Source organism: Dyadobacter sp. HNCC25DJ183 (assembly GCF_056895175.1).
On record NZ_JBXHAP010000009.1, the window covers coordinates 1 to 19,273 of the forward strand.

14 protein-coding genes are annotated in these 19,273 nt (G+C 47.3%); 7 read left to right on the forward strand and 7 right to left on the reverse strand.

Annotated features, from left to right (window positions below):
• Positions 1–120: 120 nt before the first annotated feature.
• The 3 genes from AC1XTG_RS21635 to AC1XTG_RS21645 form a co-directional block, all read right to left on the reverse strand.
• Positions 121–1,455 (reverse strand): GntP family permease, encoded by a 1,335-nt coding sequence (locus tag AC1XTG_RS21635; RefSeq protein WP_056285615.1) that lies wholly within the window; start codon positions 1,453–1,455, stop codon positions 121–123.
• 10 nt (positions 1,456–1,465) lie between these two features.
• A complete protein-coding gene (locus tag AC1XTG_RS21640) occupies positions 1,466–2,617 on the reverse strand; it encodes an alpha/beta hydrolase family protein (RefSeq protein WP_484843414.1) in 1,152 nt (383 codons plus the stop codon).
• 213 nt (positions 2,618–2,830) lie between these two features.
• On the reverse strand, positions 2,831–3,706 hold the full coding sequence (locus tag AC1XTG_RS21645) for a diacylglycerol/lipid kinase family protein (protein WP_484843415.1): 876 nt from the start codon (positions 3,704–3,706) through the stop codon (positions 2,831–2,833).
• Between the two features lie 46 nt (positions 3,707–3,752).
• Between AC1XTG_RS21645 and AC1XTG_RS21650 the strand changes: the two genes are divergently transcribed.
• From AC1XTG_RS21650 to AC1XTG_RS21680, 7 genes are all read left to right on the forward strand, one after another.
• Positions 3,753–4,811, forward strand: coding sequence for an App1 family protein phosphatidate phosphatase (locus AC1XTG_RS21650; RefSeq protein ID WP_484843416.1), 1,059 nt, complete (start codon positions 3,753–3,755; stop codon positions 4,809–4,811).
• 23 nt (positions 4,812–4,834) lie between these two features.
• On the forward strand, positions 4,835–5,995 hold the full coding sequence (locus AC1XTG_RS21655; RefSeq protein ID WP_056285627.1) for a trans-sulfuration enzyme family protein: 1,161 nt from the start codon (positions 4,835–4,837) through the stop codon (positions 5,993–5,995).
• A gap of 10 nt (positions 5,996–6,005) precedes the next feature.
• Positions 6,006–6,692, forward strand: coding sequence for a response regulator transcription factor (locus AC1XTG_RS21660; RefSeq protein ID WP_056285629.1), 687 nt, complete (start codon positions 6,006–6,008; stop codon positions 6,690–6,692).
• A 7-nt stretch (positions 6,693–6,699) separates the two neighbouring features.
• A complete protein-coding gene (locus AC1XTG_RS21665; RefSeq protein ID WP_484843417.1) occupies positions 6,700–8,067 on the forward strand; it encodes a HAMP domain-containing sensor histidine kinase in 1,368 nt (455 codons plus the stop codon).
• A gap of 103 nt (positions 8,068–8,170) precedes the next feature.
• Entirely contained in the window at positions 8,171–9,418 is a 1,248-nt protein-coding gene (locus AC1XTG_RS21670) for a TolC family protein (protein ID WP_484843418.1), read from the forward strand.
• Between the two features lie 44 nt (positions 9,419–9,462).
• Positions 9,463–10,554 carry an efflux RND transporter periplasmic adaptor subunit gene (locus AC1XTG_RS21675; RefSeq protein WP_484843419.1) on the forward strand — a complete coding sequence of 364 codons (1,092 nt, stop codon included), beginning with the start codon at positions 9,463–9,465 and terminating at the stop codon, positions 10,552–10,554.
• Between the two features lie 236 nt (positions 10,555–10,790).
• Positions 10,791–13,901: an efflux RND transporter permease subunit gene (locus AC1XTG_RS21680; RefSeq protein WP_484843420.1), complete on the forward strand. Its 3,111-nt coding sequence runs from the start codon at positions 10,791–10,793 to the stop codon at positions 13,899–13,901.
• A gap of 69 nt (positions 13,902–13,970) precedes the next feature.
• Here the strand turns inward: AC1XTG_RS21680 and AC1XTG_RS21685 are convergent, their stop codons facing one another.
• From AC1XTG_RS21685 to AC1XTG_RS21700, 4 genes are all read right to left on the reverse strand, one after another.
• Positions 13,971–15,422 (reverse strand): two-component system sensor histidine kinase NtrB, encoded by a 1,452-nt coding sequence (locus tag AC1XTG_RS21685; protein WP_484843421.1) that lies wholly within the window; start codon positions 15,420–15,422, stop codon positions 13,971–13,973.
• A 24-nt stretch (positions 15,423–15,446) separates the two neighbouring features.
• Positions 15,447–16,910 carry a sigma-54-dependent transcriptional regulator gene (locus AC1XTG_RS21690; protein WP_056285648.1) on the reverse strand — a complete coding sequence of 488 codons (1,464 nt, stop codon included), beginning with the start codon at positions 16,908–16,910 and terminating at the stop codon, positions 15,447–15,449.
• Positions 16,911–16,941: 31 nt separating this feature from the next.
• Positions 16,942–18,384 carry an RNA polymerase factor sigma-54 gene (gene rpoN / locus AC1XTG_RS21695; protein WP_056285653.1) on the reverse strand — a complete coding sequence of 481 codons (1,443 nt, stop codon included), beginning with the start codon at positions 18,382–18,384 and terminating at the stop codon, positions 16,942–16,944.
• Between the two features lie 540 nt (positions 18,385–18,924).
• Positions 18,925–19,239 (reverse strand): hypothetical protein, encoded by a 315-nt coding sequence (locus AC1XTG_RS21700; protein ID WP_484843422.1) that lies wholly within the window; start codon positions 19,237–19,239, stop codon positions 18,925–18,927.
• Positions 19,240–19,273: the final 34 nt, after the last annotated feature.

Consider the following 19,273-nt stretch of genomic DNA (forward strand, 5'->3'; position numbering starts at 1 on the left):
ATCCGTTTATATACGTTAGGTAATCTTCCAGTCTCTATAACATATATAAATAATTGTAAATACCTGAAATTCTGCCTAGTAGTAGCGCCCCTTCGACTCCGCTCAGGGTGACAAGCTTTTTTATGCGAGCAAAGCCCACAACAACATTACCACCACAAAGCTCACCACCCCCTGCAAGCCAGTCAGAATCGTATGCGTGCGATAGGTATCTCTTGCTGAAATGCCGGTAAACTGTGACACGACCCAGAACCATGCATCGTTGGTATGTGACACCACCATTGCACCACTGCCTACTGCCATTACTACAAGCGTGATTTGAACGGAAGTAATGAAGCCCAGTGAAGCAAGTAATGGCGCGAGTATGCTAGTTGTCAACACCATGGAAGAGGTGGTTGAACCCTGCGCCGTTTTGAAGAATGCAGCGATCAGAAATGCAATCAGCAACAAGTAGCCGCCAGACATTTCGTTCGACAATAACCACTCACTTACCATTTCCTTTAAATGCGTCTCTTTCAGAATGGCGCCGAAAGCGCCGCCTGCGCCGACCAGCACAAGCGTGGTACCGCAATGCTCAATGCCACTTTTAAAACAGGACATCATCCGTTCAGCGGCATTTTCGGGGAATAAAGAATAACTGAAAAAGATAGCCAGCAGGAACGAAACAAGCGGACTTCCAAAGAATCCCAGCCACTCCGTCCACTGCTTGGGAAAGTGGAAGATACTGGCGAAAGAAGCAAGTGTGATCAGCAGAATAGGAAGCACAATGGGCATAAAAGCTTTCCAGGCTGGCGGAAGCTGTCTTTCCGGGACTAGCACCGGCTCCTCGACAGCCGCTTCGGTCGTAATCTCTATGTTGCGCGCGAATTTCTGGGCAAACCAGGTGGAAAGAAACAAACTGGGCACGGACACTATCAAGCCGATTAAGATCACCAGACCGACCGAATCGGCTATACCCAGGTTACCCGCGGCGGAAAGTGGCCCGGGCGTAGGCGGAACGAGTGTATGCGTTGCAAACAAACCACCAGACAGTGACAATGCGATTGTACCCAGCGGCCTGCCTGTTCTTTTCGCAACGATCTGATTGAGCTTATGCAAAATGATAAACCCTGAATCACAGAAAACAGGAATACCGACAATCCCGCCGATAACTGACATTGCAAATGCAGGATGTTTTTCACCAAACAACTTTAATATCACGTCAGCTACCTTGATTGCTGCGCCTGATTTATCCAGGATGGCGCCGATTACGCAACCGAGAATAACCATCAAACCGATCTTGGACATTAATTCTCCAAATCCCTTTCCGATGGTTTCAGCCAGTTTATCAATAGGAAGCCCTACAAAAACCCCTACTCCTATCGCCGCCAGCAGCAACCCAACAAGCGGGTGCAGCTTGAACACGGTTGAACTGAGAACAATAAAGACAATGGCGGCAAATACAATGAAAATGATCATGAATGCTGTGTTACAGAAGTTTCATAACCGCATCATCGCCCATTACCGCATTTGCAGGCCGGGGATTGGCCTCGTTAAATACTTCCAGCTCCTTTTGGCTCAGCACTTTGGCTGGCGTCTCGTCGATATTGCCCTGGGCATCAGTAACTGATTTCAAATCCAGCCGGAGATGCTTTGCCATGAAAGCATACATCGCCTTCCTTTTGGAAGGCCCGAAATCATGCTTTTCGTCAGCCAGGTGAACTGCTTCCAGCTGATTTGTTTTCCCGTACAAACTGTAAATGTTTTTAATAAAAGGATATTCTACCTCTGGCGTATTCTTGGTCCAGTCGCCGCCGTCGGAGATCAGGATCATCGGCCGGGGCGCAGCCAGCGCGGCTATTTCCACATTGTTGGTCTGGTAGTCACCTTTTTTATGAATGGGCAAACCACTTTCGCAAACACAGCCTCCGAAGAAGTACGCTGAAACCATCACCACCGGAACGGACACCTTTACACGATCGTCCAATGCAGCCAGCAGGAAAGTCTGCGTGCCACCGCCTGACTCACCAGTAACTGCTATTCTATCGGGATCGACGCCAGGGATTGACAGGAGATAATCGAGCGACCGGATGCTGTTGATCGTCTGTAGCTTTAATGCTTTGGGTATTTTATGCTCGCATTGCCTGGCGTCGCCCTGCCCGATCATATCCCATACGAAAACAATCGCCCCCATTCGTGCGAGTGTCGCACAACGTTTCTGGGTTTGCTCCCTGAAACGTCCGTGCGGGTTTTCACCGTGCCCGTGCGGCGCCAGGATACCCGCATAAGATTTTTGCTTTTTTAATGGCCTGTAAAGATTTCCAGTTACATAAATGCCGGGCATACTTTCGAATGCGACACTTTCAATGGAATATCCGTCCATTTCCTTGCGGCTGTGAACGATCGGTTTTGAAGTTGGTTTGGGAGGCAGAGTTTGCAAATCCATACCCTCGCGAATCTGCTTTCTGATCTGGGCAGCCCGGGTTTCCCACGCCAGCTTGGAAGTTACTTTGTGTTTTTCAAGAAACTCTCTCCCCTGCTCCTCAGTAAAATAAGCGCCCTGACAAAGCTCAACAGCTTGCCCGAAACAATGTAACTGAAACAAGAACAGACCAGACAAAACAAGAACAATTGCCTTCATTTGTAAAAAATAATAAGCGTTAAGGTGTTTTGTGAAAAAGCATCGCCCGGGAAGAACTACTGCTTCGTTAGCTATCAGCTTCCGGCTGTCGGCGGTCAGCTTTTGCCGAGTGCTTCCTGGTAGCAAGCTACCAACTAGCCCCTTCAATCAAGACTAACTTCTTTGCCGATAAAACAAAAAGCCGAAAGCCGATTGCTACAGCCGACAGCCCCCTCACAATATTGCCACCTTTATATACTTCTCGATAATTTTTGCCTCTGCGCGGTTTACTGTGCCTTTATATTCTCCGTCGATCTGGAAATGGGCTTCTTTGTCGAGGCATTCTATAATGGCGTGTTTTACGGATATTACCTTCATGATTTCAGGGTTGAAATCGGTATTGCCTGCCAGTATCTTCGCGGTCTCGATGAAGTCCAGCTTCTTGGCGATGACGAGCTCGAAAAGTCCGTCGGACATATCGCCCATGGGATTGATCGTAACGCCTGTGCCGTACTTCTGTGCATTCGCGATGATGACAATCAATGCGTCTGTTTCAATTACTTCGTCGGGCGTGGTAATTTTGGCCAGGAAGTTTTCATGCTCGCTGAGCGTTTTCAGCATTTCACGCGCATAGCCCAGCTTGCCGCGCGTTTCGCTGTTCTCATAATTTTTGACCAATAATGCATTTAAACCCAAATCACTTAAATGCAGGCTGATATCTCCATTGATCGACACGGCATCCATGTGCATGATATTGCTTCCGAAAGCAACCTCCATGGCCTGGTCGATAGCACCAGATAACCCAAAATCAACCGAAAGCCCATTTGCTGAACCAGCAGGGATAATGCCCATAATGATATTAACACCATAAACTGCCTGCGCTACCAGCGAGATAGTTCCGTCGCCACCGGCAACCAGTACACGCTCCGGTTTGATCTCATGAACCATATCCCGGATTTGTTCGAGATCATGCTCTCCGGTAGTCGAATACATGCGCAACTCATACCCCTCTGCCTCTGTTTTTTCAATGGCCTTTTCAAAAATGACATCCTTGTTGACGTCGCCGGAGATCGGATTAACAACCAGCAAAACTTTTCGTTCTGAAAACATAATGGCTAAATTAGGGTCGTAAAGTCTAAGTGGGTTAAAGATAGTTATGAAACGTTGTGACTTAAAACTGTATCGCGGCTATGCGAATAAAACGGAACTGGTTGTTTTTGGACATGTTGTTAGAAAGTATCCTTCCGGAGATCGTAAATACACGCGCAGCGGTTTCCGTTACGCAAGAACGATCATTGAACTGTTCTCCATTAAAACCATTCCGTACCTGAAAGTAGTACTCAAAGTAGGTAACCTGACTGCTGAAACAACCGCCGAGGCAGACGGATATTTCCGGTTTCAGGTACCTTTTACAGAGAGCATGCCGAGCGGCTGGCACACGTTCGAAGTGAGTGTTGACGAGGAGGTAAATGGGAAAAAGTACCAGGCGACGAGCACAGAGGAGTTTTTCCTGCCTTACAAAACATCTTACGGACTGATTTCGGACATAGACGACACATTCCTGATCTCGCACAGCCGTCGCTCTTTCCGCAAGCTTTTCGTATTGCTGGCTCGGAATGTACAGGCGAGGAAGCCTTTTGATGATGTGGTAAAACATTACCAGCTCCTCTCGTTTGCCAGTCGCACCCATCCCCAGAAAGAGAGTAACATCTTCTTCTATGTTTCCAGCAGCGAATGGAATCTGTACGATATGATCGTCAGGTTTGCCGAGCTGAACGGACTGCCGAAGGCGATTTTAAAACTGAAAAAGATAAAATCCGGGCTTGATGATTTTGTAATGACGGGTGCGGGCTCGCATGTACATAAGCTGAGGAAAATCCATAACATCATCAACTTCTACCCCGAGCTGCAGTTTATTTTACTGGGCGACGATTCGCAGAAAGACCCTGAGATTTACGAAGAGATCTGCCGGACTTTCCCTACCAATATCCGTGCTGTTTACATCAGGCAAACCAGAAAACGGAGCAGGCCCGACACAACGGTTTTGATCAAAAGTATCCAGGACCAGGGCATTGACGCCTGCTACTTCGCACATAGCAATAAGGCGATCATTCATTCGCTCGATCAGGGCATTGTTTTCCAGACGCCAGCCGAGCCGCTTACCGAAATCATTCCCAAAGAAATCATCGAAAATCAGTCCCCAAAAACATCTTAACAGGTTAAGATTAACTTTTATAAATGGAAATATCACACATACTGAATGAACTGGGCGAAGACAGGAGCCTCTATTTCAATGCTGTTGCGCCACCGATTATTCAGTCCAGCAACTTTGCTTTTGATACTTTTGAAGATCTGAAAAAGGCATTTGACGATGAGGATTCTGCCTTTTTGTATTCACGGGGAAAAAACCCAACCATTGAAATCCTGCGAAAGAAACTGGCCGCGCTCGACGGAGCGGAGGATGCGCTGGTATTCAACAGCGGCTCTTCGGCTATTTTTGCTGCTGTACTCGCGAATGTAAAAAGTGGCGACCACATTATCTCGGTTGATAAACCTTACAGCTGGGCCTGGCGGATGTTCGACAACATGCTGCCGCGCTTCCAGGTCACTACCACTTACATTGACGGTACCCGGATAGAGAACTTCGAGCAGGCGATACGACCAGAAACACGCATTATCTACCTCGAATCGCCCAACTCAAATACCTTCGAGATCCAGGACCTGCGGGCTGTGGCCAGGCTTGCAAAAGAGCGCGGGATTATCACGATCGTTGATAACAGCTACTCCTCCCCTATTCACCAGCGACCGATCGAATTAGGCATTGACCTTTCCCTGCAGTCAGCGACCAAGTACCTCGGCGGGCATAGTGATACGGTAGCTGGCGTTCTGACGGGCGGACGGGCTATGCTTCACAAGATATTCAATGAGCAACTGCTGAATGCGGGCTCGGGCATATCGCCATTCAATGCGTGGCTGATCCTGCGGGGATTACGTACCTTGCCGATGCGGCTTAAACATATCACGGCGAGCACGGAAAAAGTGATCGCATTCCTGAAAACACACCCGAAAATTGAAAGGGTTATCTTCCCTTTTGATGTTGATTTCCCACAAGTTGAACTGGCAAAACAGCAAATGTCGGGAGCATGCGGTTTGCTGACCATTGTTTTGAAAGCAGACTCGCATGCGTCCATTGAAAGGTTTACCTATTCATTGAAACACTTTCTGGTAGCTGTTTCCTGGGGCGGGCACGAATCGCTGATCCTGCCGCAGGCTGCGGGGATAGGGCCCGATGCATTTGACGCAGATATTGAAAAGCACAGAATGGCGCGCTTGTACATCGGTTTGGAAGACGCGGATTACCTGATCAGCGATCTGGACCAGGCGCTCGCTGTACTTTAAACTGACAAATATGAAGAAGATACTGATCGTCGAAGACGACCGCAGAATCGCCCAGAATATCTTTCGCGGACTGGTGGCAGAACATTTTGAGGCAGAAATAGCCTATGATGGCATTACCGGAAAGCAGCTGGCGCTGGACAAAAAGTTTGACCTGGTACTTCTGGACGTGAATTTGCCAGGAATGAAAGGGTACGAAGTCTGTCAGCAAATACGGATTTACAAGCCGGCGCTGCCCATTATCATGCTTACCGCGTACGGAGAAATTGAGGACAAGATCGAGGGACTGAACCGTGGCGCTGACGATTACATTGTCAAGCCATTTGATTTCAGAGAGCTTTTGGCCCGCATTAATGCCGCATTGCGCGTGTCGGTGCTCAACAATCCCGAAACGACAGATACCATATTACGGATTGCGGATCTAGAAATGAATCTGGGTACCAAGCAGGTGAAACGCGCAGGTAATGTGATCGATCTGACAGCAAAGGAGTTTGCATTGCTTGAATACTTCCTGCAGCACCGCGGAAGGGTAGTATCCAAAATGGACCTGGCAGAACACGTCTGGCACCTTAACTTCGATCCGGGAACCAATGTAGTGGAGGTATATATCAATTATTTACGTAAAAAAGTAGATAAGGATTTTGCCGTAAAACTGATCCATACCCGCCCCGGAATGGGCTATATCATGAAAGAAGAGTAAAGTTCCTATGAAAATAAAAGACCGGATCGCATTGCAGTTCACGCTACTTGTAGCGGCGATACTTCTTTTGTTTTCATTTGCGATTTACAGCGTTTCCGAGCATTACAGGCAGGAGGAATTTTATGACCGGCTAAAAAGCAGGGCACAAACTACCTGCCGGCTACTGGTAAAGGTAAAAGGCATTGACAAGGATCTGCTTAAAGCGATTGACCAGAATACACTATCGGAAATGCTGGATGAAAAGGTTTTGATCTTTGACAAAGAGAATGATATGATTTATTCCAGTGTCGACGACAAGCTCCTGACCTACCGGAAATCACTGCTGGATGAAGTGCGCGAGAAGAAGTACATAGAATTTCATCAGGGTGAAAATGAAGTGATCGGGTTGTTTTACCAGGATGACAGTGAGCCGCTTGTGGTACTGGCTTCTGCTTACGATACTTTTGGCCACAGCAAGCTTGCTAACCTGAAAAATACACTGGGCTGGGGTTTACTCGCGGGCATTGCGGTGACGGTGGGACTGGGCATTTACTTTGCCGGCAATGCGCTCCGGCCGATCAACCGGATCAATGGACAGATATCACTTATTACCGCACAGAACCTGTCCCAGCAACTCGACGAGGGAAACAGGAAAGATGAAATCGCCCAGCTCGCCATTAACTTCAACACCGTTCTCGACCGCCTTAACAAAGCTTTTGAACAACAAAAAAGCTTTGTATCCCACGCTTCGCACGAGTTGCGCACGCCCCTGGCTGCATTGAAATCGGAGATACAGCTCGGGCAGCGATTTACTACCAGTAATCCCGATCTGGAAGAAGTATTCAACAACTTGTCATCGGACACCGAGCGGCTGATCAGCATAACCAATAACCTGTTGTTTCTTGCAAGATCACTGGAAAACGTTGGCAACCTGAAAATGGCACCTGTGCACATTGAAGATCTTGCATTCCTGGCAAAAGAAGAATTACTGGCTGCCCACCCGGACTACGAGGTGATCATCGGGTACGAAACGATCCCTGAAAACGAGAACGAAACCGTAATCAAAGGTAATGAGGAGTTACTAAAAAGGGTTTTTTCCAATCTGCTGGATAATGCCTGCAAATATTCCTCCAACCATCAGGCGCAGATCATCATTTCATCTAATACAAAATCCTGCATTGTGAAAGTGAAAGACAATGGGATCGGGATCAGCCAGGAGGATATTCCGCACATCTTCAGTCCATTTTTCAGATCATCGAATGCATCGGGCGTACCCGGTTTCGGCATTGGTTTGTCTATTTGCCAGCGGATTGTTGAACTCCATCACGGCAACATTTCAGTGACCAGTGAACTTGGTGCAGGTAGCGAGTTCCGGGTTCAACTCAGTCATGTATAGGCCTCCCGGGGGGGCTCTGGGGAATTCTAATTTTTTTCTAACGTTATTTTAAGCCTGCTGTAATACTGCCGTCCGAATATCGCATCATTCTAAAACAGAAATTATGCGAACCTATTTCATCGGGCTGCTTATCTTAACCGTTACCGGTTTACACGCACAGGATACCCTCAAACTCACTATCAGGCAGGCTGATAGTCTTTTCCTCCAGAACAACCTCGAACTGCTTGCGGAGAAATACCAGATCGATATCGCAAAATCGATTGAAATCCAGGACAAGCTCTGGAACAACCCCACGTTTGGCGTCGAGATCAATGCTTACAGTCCCTCCCGCGGCGCATTTGATGTAGGCAAAAATGGCCAGAAAGTTTTCACGATCTCCCAGCTGATCACTCGGGCCGGGAAGCGCAACAAACAAGTGGCACTTGATGTAGAGAGTACCCGTAAGAGCGAGTACCAGTTTTATGATCTCGTTCGTACGCTCAAATTCGAGCTGCGCCAGAACTTCTTCGAGACCTATTATCTGGAACAAACCGTCGCACTGTACGACACCCAGATCAATACGCTGAATACCACTGTCAGCGCCTTTGAAAAGGAATATGCACGAAAGAACATTTCACTGAAAGAGGTGGTACGCCTGAAAGCGCTGCTGTTCCAGCTTACGAATGACCGGGCAGATATCCTCTTTGAACTTCAGGAAAACCAGCGGGACCTTCGCACGCTGCTGAACACCGAGCGGCCCGTTAAGTCCGTGGTGGACAGCTCCGATATCCGAAGGTATCAGCTTGACAGGTATACGCCGGCTGCATTGAAAGACAGAGCATTACAAAGCCGCGCCGACCTGAAAGTCGCACAATCGCTGACGAAAGAAGCAGAACTTAATTACACCCTGCAAAAAGCACTGGCCGTGCCGGACATTGAGGTCGGAGCGATTTATGATCAGGCGAGTAATTATGTCAATAATTATTTCGGTGTAAATGCGGCGATTTCCCTGCCCTTTTTCAACCGGAACCAGGGAAATATCAGGGCCGCCAAAAGCAACATCAGCTACTACAAAACCGCCGAAAATGCTCGCCAGAACAGTGTAGGTAATGAAGTTGACGCGGCTATCCAGAAGGTTGGGATTGCCGAAAAAGCTTATCAGAGTGTTGAAAATCAATTTACAGATCAGTTTCAGCTACTCAGCAGCGGCATTTACGACAACTTCCAAAAAAGGAACATTACCCTCCTCGAATTCATCGATTTTATCGAAACCTACAACGAAAGCATCAAGGAATACAACCGCCTGCAAGCTGATCGCATTAAGGTCTACGAGGAATTGAATTACGTAGTTGGCGAAGAGCTATTCAACTGATAATCATACAAATCGAACAATTTAATGGCCTGGCCACTTTAATAATGATCAAAAATATAATCTACTCCGCCGCGCTTGCCGCAATCGGCCTCAGCTTCGGGGCTTGTGAAAAAAAGCAGGCAGATGCCGAAGAGTCAAAAGCATTTATGCTGTCGGATACAATGATGAGCCGCATTAAGCTGGATACAGTACAAACGGAGCCCGTCCGCAATGAGCTGACACTCGTCGGCAAGGTAGTACCCGATGAAAATCAAGTGATTAAGGTATACCCGCTGGTAGGCGGCAATGTGGAAGAAGTGGATGTAGAGCTGGGCGACAATGTGCGCAAAGGTCAGAAACTTGCTGTGATACGCTCGGGTGAAGTGGCGGATTTTGAGCGGCAGATGATCCAGGCGCAGTCAGACCTGCTGGTGGCGCAGAAGAACCTTTCTTCCACCGAAGACCTGTTCGAAAGCAAGCTGGTTCCTGAGCGCGACGTGATCTCTGCCCGCCAAATGGTTGACAAAGCGCAGGCGGAACTGAGCCGGGTGAAGGAAATCTTCTCTATTTATGGTCTGGGTAAATCCACCAACTACACCGTCAAGTCGCCAATCAATGGATTTATCATCGACAAAAACGTAAACCGCGGCATGCAGCTGCGATCCGACAATTCAGAGAGTCTTTTCACTGTCGGACAAATTGCCGATGTGTGGGTAATGGCGAATGTAAACGAAAGTGATATTCCAAGAATAAAGCTCGGAATGGCGGCAGATGTACGTACGATCAGCTTTTCGGATGAAGTGTTCAAAGGAAAGGTAGACAAGATCTACAATGTGCTCGACCCGGATACCAAGGCGATGAAGATCCGCATTCAGCTTCAAAATGTAGGTTTCAAGCTCAAACCCGAAATGCATGCAACCGTGAGCCTCAATTTCGAGGAAGGAAGCGAAATGCAGGCGATACCATCTCAGGCCATCATTTTTGACCGAAGTAAAAACTGGGTAATGGTATACCACAGCCGCAGCAAAATCGAAACCCGTCCCGTAGAAGTATACCGTTCTCTGGCCAACAGAACCTACATTAAATCCGGCCTTCAACCCGGCGAAACAATCATTTCCAAGAACCAGTTACTGGTTTATGACGCGCTGAATGATTAATGAGTGAATGAGTGAGTTCTGAATGACTGAATGTTTTTAGTTGGTGAACGAGCGTGTTTGCTCGCTGTTATCCTGACATCTGATTTATTCAAAATCATCAATTTGACTACTAAGAAGCCCTCTTCCCTCTAAAATTTTTTCACTTACCCATTCGGTCATTCAATCATTCAGTCATTCAAAATTCACTCATCCACTCATCCACTCATCCACTCATCCACTCATTCACTCATTGAACAATGAACAAATTCATCCGAGGAATCGTAGGGTTTTCTTTGAAAAACCGGTTCTTCATATTTTTCCTGACAGGCTTGTTGATTGTCGCAGGCGTTGTCAGCTACCGCGATACGCCGCTTGAAGCTTTTCCGGACGTTACCAATACGCAGATTATTATAGTAACCCAATGGAACGGACGCAGCGCCGAGGAAATCGAGCGGTTTGTGACCGTGCCCATTGAAGTGGCCATGAACTCGGTACAGCAGAAATCCAATGTGAGGAGTACCACGATGTTCGGGCTGAGCATTATCAAGATCATTTTTGATGATAACGTTGAAGACTTCTTTGCCCGGCAACAGGTTAACAACCAGCTCAGAAACATTTCACTTCCAGAAGGTGTAGAGCCTGACGTACAGCCGCCTTATGGGCCGACCGGTGAAATTTTCAGGTTTACATTGAAAAGCAAAGACCGCGACAGCCGCGAGCTGTTGACCTTACATAACTGGATAATTGACAGACAACTGCGCAGTATTCCCGGCGTGGCAGATGTGGTTGCATTTGGCGGAAGGGAGAAGATTTATGAAGTGCAGGTTAACCCTACCAAGCTGGTTAAGTACAACATTACGCCCCTGGAAGTGTACCAGGCAGTTACCAAAAGCAATATCAATGTAGGCGGCGATGTAATTGAGAAAAACGGGCAGGCTTATGTGGTGAGAGGCATTGGATTGCTCAACTCCATTCCTGATATCCAGAACATTATCGTTGAATTTGTAAAGGATAACCCGGTGCTCGTGAGAGACGTAGCCGATGTACGCGAGTCGGATATGCCGCGGGTGGGTCAGGTAGGTCTGGATCAAAATGATGATGTGGTGGAAGGCATCGTCGTGCAGCGAAAAGGTGAAAACCCGAGCGAGGTACTGGCGCGTATAAAGGATAAGGTGAATGAATTGAACACCAAAATCCTTCCCCCGGATGTGAAAATGGTGACCTTTTATGATCGCGATAATCTGATTGAATTTTGTGCACATACCGTAAAGCATAACCTCCTGGAAGGAATTGTGCTGGTAACTGTGATCGTCTTCATTTTTATGGCCGACTGGCGCACCACGGTCATTGTGTCGATCATCATTCCGCTTGCATTGCTCTTTGCATTTATGTGCCTTAAACTGATGGGCATGTCGGCCAACCTGCTTTCCATGGGCGCCATTGATTTCGGGATCATTATAGATGGAGCCGTGGTAATGGTGGAGGGGATATTCGTGGCGCTCGACCGCCTTGCGCATAAAAATGGAATGGAGCGGTACAACAAGTTGTCCAAACTCGGGCTTGTGAAAACCACAGGCGGCGAGCTGGGAAAAGCGATTTTCTTCTCCAAGCTGATCATTATTACCGCATTGATCCCTATTTTCAGTTTTCAGAAAGTGGAAGGTAAAATGTTCACTCCCCTCGCCTACACACTGGGTTTTGCCCTGCTGGGCGCATTGCTCTATACGCTTACGCTCGTCCCCGTGCTTTGCTCTATCCTGCTCCGCAAGAACGTCCGGGAGAAAAGTAACCCGATCGTACGGTTCTTCGATAATACGGTTACCCGCGGTTTCGAATGGTGTTATGCAAGAAAAAAGATCAGTGTGATACTGGCGATCGCTTTCCTGGCGACTTCGCTGTTTTCTGCCAAATTCCTTGGTACCGAATTTCTGCCGACATTGAATGAAGGCGCGCTTTGGGTGGAAGCAAAAATGCCGATGAGCAGCTCGCTGAATGAAACGATCAAGATGGTAAGTACACTGCGGGCTAAACTGAATGAATTCCCGGAAGTGAATGGCGTGCTGTCACAAACCGGCCGCTCCAATGACGGTACCGACCCATCGGGATTCTATTATGTGCAAATGCAGGTAAACCTGAAACCAAAAGAAGAATGGAAACGGAAGATCACGCAAGATCAGCTGATCGAGGAAATGGACAAAAAACTCAAACAGTTCCAGGGGATCAACTATAATTACTCACAGCCGATCATCGACAATGTGGCCGAAGCAGTAGCGGGGATGAATGCGAGTAATGCAGTGAAAATCTACGGCGACGACCTGGAAACGCTAAATACCAAAGCCAATGAAGTGCTGGAAGCGATCAAGGATGTGCCCGGCATCAAGGATGTGGGGATTTTAAGGAATATCGGCCAGCCCGAAGTCAGCGTGATTTTGCATGATCATAAAATGGCGCAGTACGGTGTCAGCATTGCCGATGCACAAGCTGTGATCGAAATGGCGATCGGTGGGAAAACTGCTTCAATACTGTATGAAGGCGAGCGCAAATTTGATATCCGCCTGCGTTACGAAGAACAATACCGGCGTACAGTAGACGATATCCAGCAGCTGATGGTACCGACACTTACAGGTGGCAAAATCCCATTGAAAGAGATTTCCTCCATTCGCACTGTCACCGGGCCTGCATTCGTGTACCGCGACAATAACAAACGTTTCATCGGGGTGAAATTCTCAGTCCGCGAACGTGACCTGGGAAGTACCATTGCCGACGCGCAGAACCGGGTTAAACCAATGCTTAAAAATCTGCCGAAAGGTTATTCTGTGAACTGGTCGGGTGAATTTGAAAACCAGGTTCGTGCCACAGCCCGCCTCGGACAAGTAGTACCGATCAGTCTTGTCGGCATATTTATCCTCCTTTTTATTATGTTCAGCAATGCGAAAGATGCCGGTCTGGTGTTGATCAACGTACCTTTTGCCCTCATCGGCGGCATCCTAGCATTGCATATTACGCACATGAACTTCGGTATATCCGCGGGTGTAGGCTTTATAGCATTGTTTGGCCTCTGCGTCCAGAACGGGGTCATTCTGATCTCTGTTTTTAACAAAAACCTGGCTGCCAGAATGCCGCTGGACGATGCGATAAGAGAAGGTGTAAAATCAAGGATCCGGCCGGTAATTATGACTGCATTAATGGCCGCGATTGGTCTGCTGCCAGCTGCTACGTCAACCGGCATTGGTTCGGAAACACAGAAGCCGCTGGCGATCGTTGTAATCGGGGGATTAATTACTGCCACCGTACTCACATTGCTGATCTTCCCGATCATCTACGGATTCTTCAATCGTAAACAAAAGAGAGCATACGTCAATTCGTAAAGTTGCGGTGAGGCTTATACGTGTATGATCCGACCCGGAAGAGTGACTGCCTGTACTACGTTATTGTAGTCAGGCAGTTGTATCGGCGGGGGAACTGTTCAGCCTGAAGCTGATTGTAAAAGTAGTACCTACTCCCACTTCCGACTGAACGTCAATCCGCCCGTGGTGCGCGTGTATAATGCTCATCGTAGTTGACAAGCCGATCCCCATTCCATTGTTTTTACCAGTGAAGTAAGGTTCAAAAATCTTTTCCATATGCTCTTCACTGATCCCGGATCCGTTATCCATAAAGATCACCTGAATGCTGTCGCCCTGGTTTTTGGTGTAAATGCGCAGGATACCTTTATCCTCTTCCATCGCCTCAATCGCATTCGTGATCAGGTTAAGGAAAGCCATTTGAAGGGAAACAGGATCCAGCGGAATGGACAGGTCTTCTTCGGCAAAATGATTGACGATCTGAATGCGTTTCAGCTGCACGCGGTCGAGCGCGGCACCGATCGCCTGGTTCAAAACAAGGTGTACCGAGTTATCAACAAGCTCGATATCTGCAGAGCTGGATGGTTGTAACAGCTGGGAGATCAGATCATTGATCCTTGTACAGTTACGCTTGATGATTTGTGTGTAAAATTTCTGGTCCTCATCTGTGAGCTCCATTTCAAGCTGCTCTGCAGAGAGGTTCACATTTGTCAATGGGTTTCGTACTTCGTGCGCCAGCATGCGGACAAGCCGGCCGGTTACAGCCATTTTTTCCGAAAACAACCGCTCTCTCTCCGACTGCTTTCTGGCAGTCATATCATGCAAACGGCCCTGTATGTACGGATGGTCGTCGTCGATTTCAATGGAAGCCGAGAAAAGGCAGTACTTCTTGTCGCCATCTTTGGTAAGCAGCCTCACTTCCTGATCGTGAATGGTGTGCTCTTTGATATTCTTCCAGAGTACAGGAAACTGGGGTTCCTCGATCAGGTCAAGGATATTTTTGAATTTAAGATCTTCCTCCGAATAGCCCGTCAGCGTGCCGGCGGAGGTATTCAGGTCGATAATATTACCTGCCAGATCACTGATAAACAGAAAGTCGTTGGATTCTTCGAAAATGCGGCGGTATCTTCTTTCGCTGTGTTTCAAAGCTTTCATCACTGATGTTCTTTCCAGCGCATAGCGAATGCTCCTTTCCAGCTTCTCAGCGTCCAGCTCGCTTTTAATCAGGTAATCTGCCGCACCGAGGCGCAGCGCTTCCACCGCTATTTTAGTATCTCCTTTTCCCGTCAAAAGGATAATCGGCTCCTCGCATTCGAACTGGCATGCAAGATCGATCAGATCTATACCTGTACTTTCACCAAGCAGGTAGTCAAACAGGTACAGATCGTATTTTTTAGTCTTGATTTCATTTTGCGCATCCCTGAATGTTGCACACCAGGTAATGTCAAACTTCCAGTTAACCAGGTCATTGAAATACTCCCGGGTAAGAAAATAGTCGTCTTCGTCGTCGTCGACAAGAAGGACCTTAATTGTTTTGTTATTCATTATGCATTAACCCGCCGGATCTGACTAAATATCAAATTGCTTCATTTTGTTGTAAAGCGTCTTCCTGTCAATGTTCAGCAAGCGGGCAGCTTTACTTTTATTAAAATTAACATCCCTTAAAACCTGCATGATCATATCGTACTCCGCCTCGTTCGCAACAGTTTTCAAGCTTGGTTTTGAATCTTCGCCTTCGAGTGTATCCACAATGCCCGGAGTGGCTGGCGTCGCTGCAACCGGCTCTTCGTCCAGGTCTTTCAGCCTGCGATAGTTAACAATCTCAAATGGAAGCGCCTTTTCTTCGATCAGTTCACCGTCGGAAAGCAGTGTAGCTCTTTTGATCACGTTCTTCAATTCACGAAGGTTACCCGGCCATGAATAATGTAGAAAATCGCTTTTTACTTCCTCCGAAAACCCGCTCACATTCTTGTTCAGCTCCGCATTGGTGGTATCAAGGAATGAATTTGCAAAAAGCATCAGATCGTCTTTCCTGTTTCTCAATGCAGGTACTTCGATCGTAAACTCATTGAAACGGTAATACAAATCCTCGCGGAACTTACCATTTTTAGCAGATTCAAGAAGGCGCTCGTTACTTGCTACGATAATCCGTACGTCCAGCTCTATTTCTTTGGACCCGCCGATTCTCCTCATCTTACGCTCCTGCACTACACGCAGCAATGCAACCTGGATTTCGTATGATAAGTTGGAAACTTCATCGAGGAACAGGGTACCACCGTTAGCCAGCTCAAAGTGACCGATTTTCGTTTGCAATGCACCCGTAAACGATCCTTTTTCGTGACCGAACAATTCGCTCCCTGCCAGCTCTTTGGAGATAGCACCGCAGTCCATTGCCACGAAAGGCATATCCTTCCTGCGTGAACGATTGTGTATTTCCTGGGCAATCGCCTCTTTTCCCGAGCCGCTTTCACCGTAGATAATCACGCTGAAATTAGTCGGTGCAACCAGGTCGACCTGTTTGAAAAGATTATCCGAAACATCGCTGTTACCCATCACGTAACCCGCCTTGGTCCGGGAGTGCATTTTTCTGGTAGGCTTCGCAGTAGTTGTTTCAGAAGCCGAGCCCGGCGTTCCTGAATACGAATATTCCTGCTCGTCATTCTGCGAAGATTCTGCGTCGGCCAGTGCTTTTTTAACCGTTACCAGGATTTCATCCGGGAAAAGCGGTTTGGTGATGTAATCATAAGCACCAGCTTTCATTACGCTGACCGCCACTTTAATATCTGAATAGCCTGTTATAATCAAAACCGGCACGTGCGGCCTTTTAGATTTGATAGCTGTCAGCAGTTCCGTTCCGGTAATATCGCCCAGCCGGAAATCCGTCATGACCAGGTCAGGCGAGATCGATTCGATCAATGCCAGTCCGTCTTTGCCGTTTTGCGCTGTTTCAACTATGAAATCATTCTTGGACAAAAATCTCTTCAACAGAAAACAAATATCTGCCTCATCATCAACAACAACTATTTTTTTCATGCCAGGTTTCTAGGGCTTAACTTAATCAGATTTATATGGTAACTCGTAATCTTGCAGTCGGAATGTTCAATTGTTCGCGGTATTTCGCAACCGTTCTTCTCGCGACTGAATAGCCTTTTTCAGAAAGCATATCGGTGATCTGCTGATCGTTGTAAGGGTGTCTCTTGTCTTCGTCCAGCACAATCTCACGGATCGCTTCCTGGATTTCACGGTTCGAGACTTCGGTACCATCTTCATTGGTTACCCCCTCTGTAAACAGATCTTTCAGCAAAACGATCCCGAATGGTGTCTGTACATATTTGTTGGTAGTAACGCGTGATACCGTTGAAATATCCATATCAATGATCTCAGCTACGTCTTTCAGGATCATCGGACGGAGTTTTTTTACGTCGCCTGACTGAAAGTAATCATATTGAAGCCTTACAATGGCTTTCAATGTGCTGAGCATTGTATTCTCACGCTGCTTGATGGCGTCTATAAACCATTTCGCAGAGTTCATTTTATTTTTCAGGAACTGGTTCGTCGCCTTGTCATTTTTCTGCTCGGCCATCTGCGTGAAAACCTTGTTCAGTTTCAATGCAGGGCTGTTTCCCCAGGTAAGCTGTACTTCAATCTCTCCATCTTCGGTATACCAGAGCATAAAGTCCGGCTTGATACTTTCATTCACAATGGAATCGTTGCGAAGTCCCGAAGCTGGCTTGGGATTCAGCGTAGTGATCAGCTGAACTGCCTTTTTAAGCGACTCTTCATCGAGCCCGGTAATGCGCATAATCTTGTCGTAATTGCGCGACCCAAGCTCATCAAATGCATCACTCACAATCCGGTATGCCCATTTCCATGTTTCATTCTGCGTTTCCATGCGGTTAAGCTGGATCAGCAGGCATTCGCGCAGGTCACTCGCTGCTATCCCGGCAGGTTCAAGCTGCTGGATCACTTTCAGCATCAGGTTCACCTCTTCGGTATCGATGAACATGCTGTTTGCAAATGAAATATCGTCTGCTATAACTTCGCTTTCACGTCTGAGGAACCCGTCTTCGTCAAGCGAATCAAGGATAAAATCTGCTATCAGCTGCTGCCTTTCGTCGAGTCTCAGGAAATGTACCTGCTGCTTTAAATCGTCCCGGAAAGAGATTGATTCGACCATCGGCCGGGTGTAAAGCTCATTGTCAGCCGACTGGTTGTTTGCGTATGTTTTGTAATCGGGAATATCATCGTCCCTGAACTCGTCCCAATCGTAATAATCCTGTACGGATGTATCATCCCCGGAGCCGGAATCCGAAGGTTCGTCAAAATCGTCCGCCGTTTCTTCTGCGGCATTCTCTTCTTTACCTTCTTCCAGGATAGGGTTTTCCTCTAATTCCTCTTTGATTCGTTGTTCAAGCTCCATTGTGGTCAAATGCAATAAATTCAGCATTTGAATCTGCAATGGAGAATATTTTAAGGTCTGCCTTTGCGTCTGCGTTTGTCTTTGCATAGAGCAAGTAAGGGTAAAATGGTAATTCTCTTAATGCTTTAAATTTACTACTCTTTATTCAATCTTCCTGTAAGGTCAATCGTGATTGTAAAGATTGCGTAGTTATTTCCACAGACTGAGTATTATAATTCAGAATGTCGCAACTCTCTACGTCTTTGCTCACGTCGGTGTCAGCCTGAAGCTGCTTTGAAAACGCAGCTAAGTGGGCACGAACTGTTAAACGTCCTTTGCCGCCCTTCGGTCAGGGTTCGGATTGCACTCGTTTTTATATGTCTGATTATCAAAAGTATCAAGACAAAATCCTGACAGACAAAGTTGTTTTTGTAAAGGAATTCCGGCAATCAGCATGCCGTTTTTTCCATGGCTGAAATATCCCGATTGTTCCCTGCTTGCGGAAAATAAATAACGAGACACATTTAATAAAACAAAAGCCTTGCCGACCCGCGCAACAGCCGCCAGCGCGGGCCTGCGGGCACTAAGCTGCAAAACAACAAAAACCCTCCGTGAGAAGGGTTTTCGTCAATATCTAAGTAATGATAGTTAAACAGGCTTGGTTGTGGGCTCGTCGGTTACCTTCTTTACCCAACGCAATCCTTTTAGCAACACTTCCCTGCCTTCATTTACTCCGTGTTTCAGGATAACCTTCTCCACTACCAGTGGCACTACGAAGTTCAGTGGTGGCGGCAAGCGCTTCAATGCAGTACGTGCAATTAAGGTATGCACGCCCATTTGCAACCCTTTTCCTCCGCCCAGCGCTTGCTTACCTGAGGATACCAGGCTATTTACAAAGCTGAATGAATCGGACGCTGGCTTGCTGCTTGTCTTGTTTGTTGATGTAGTCGATGAATTTTCCATATAGCTGTAAGCAAAAATGGCCGGAATGCATGAT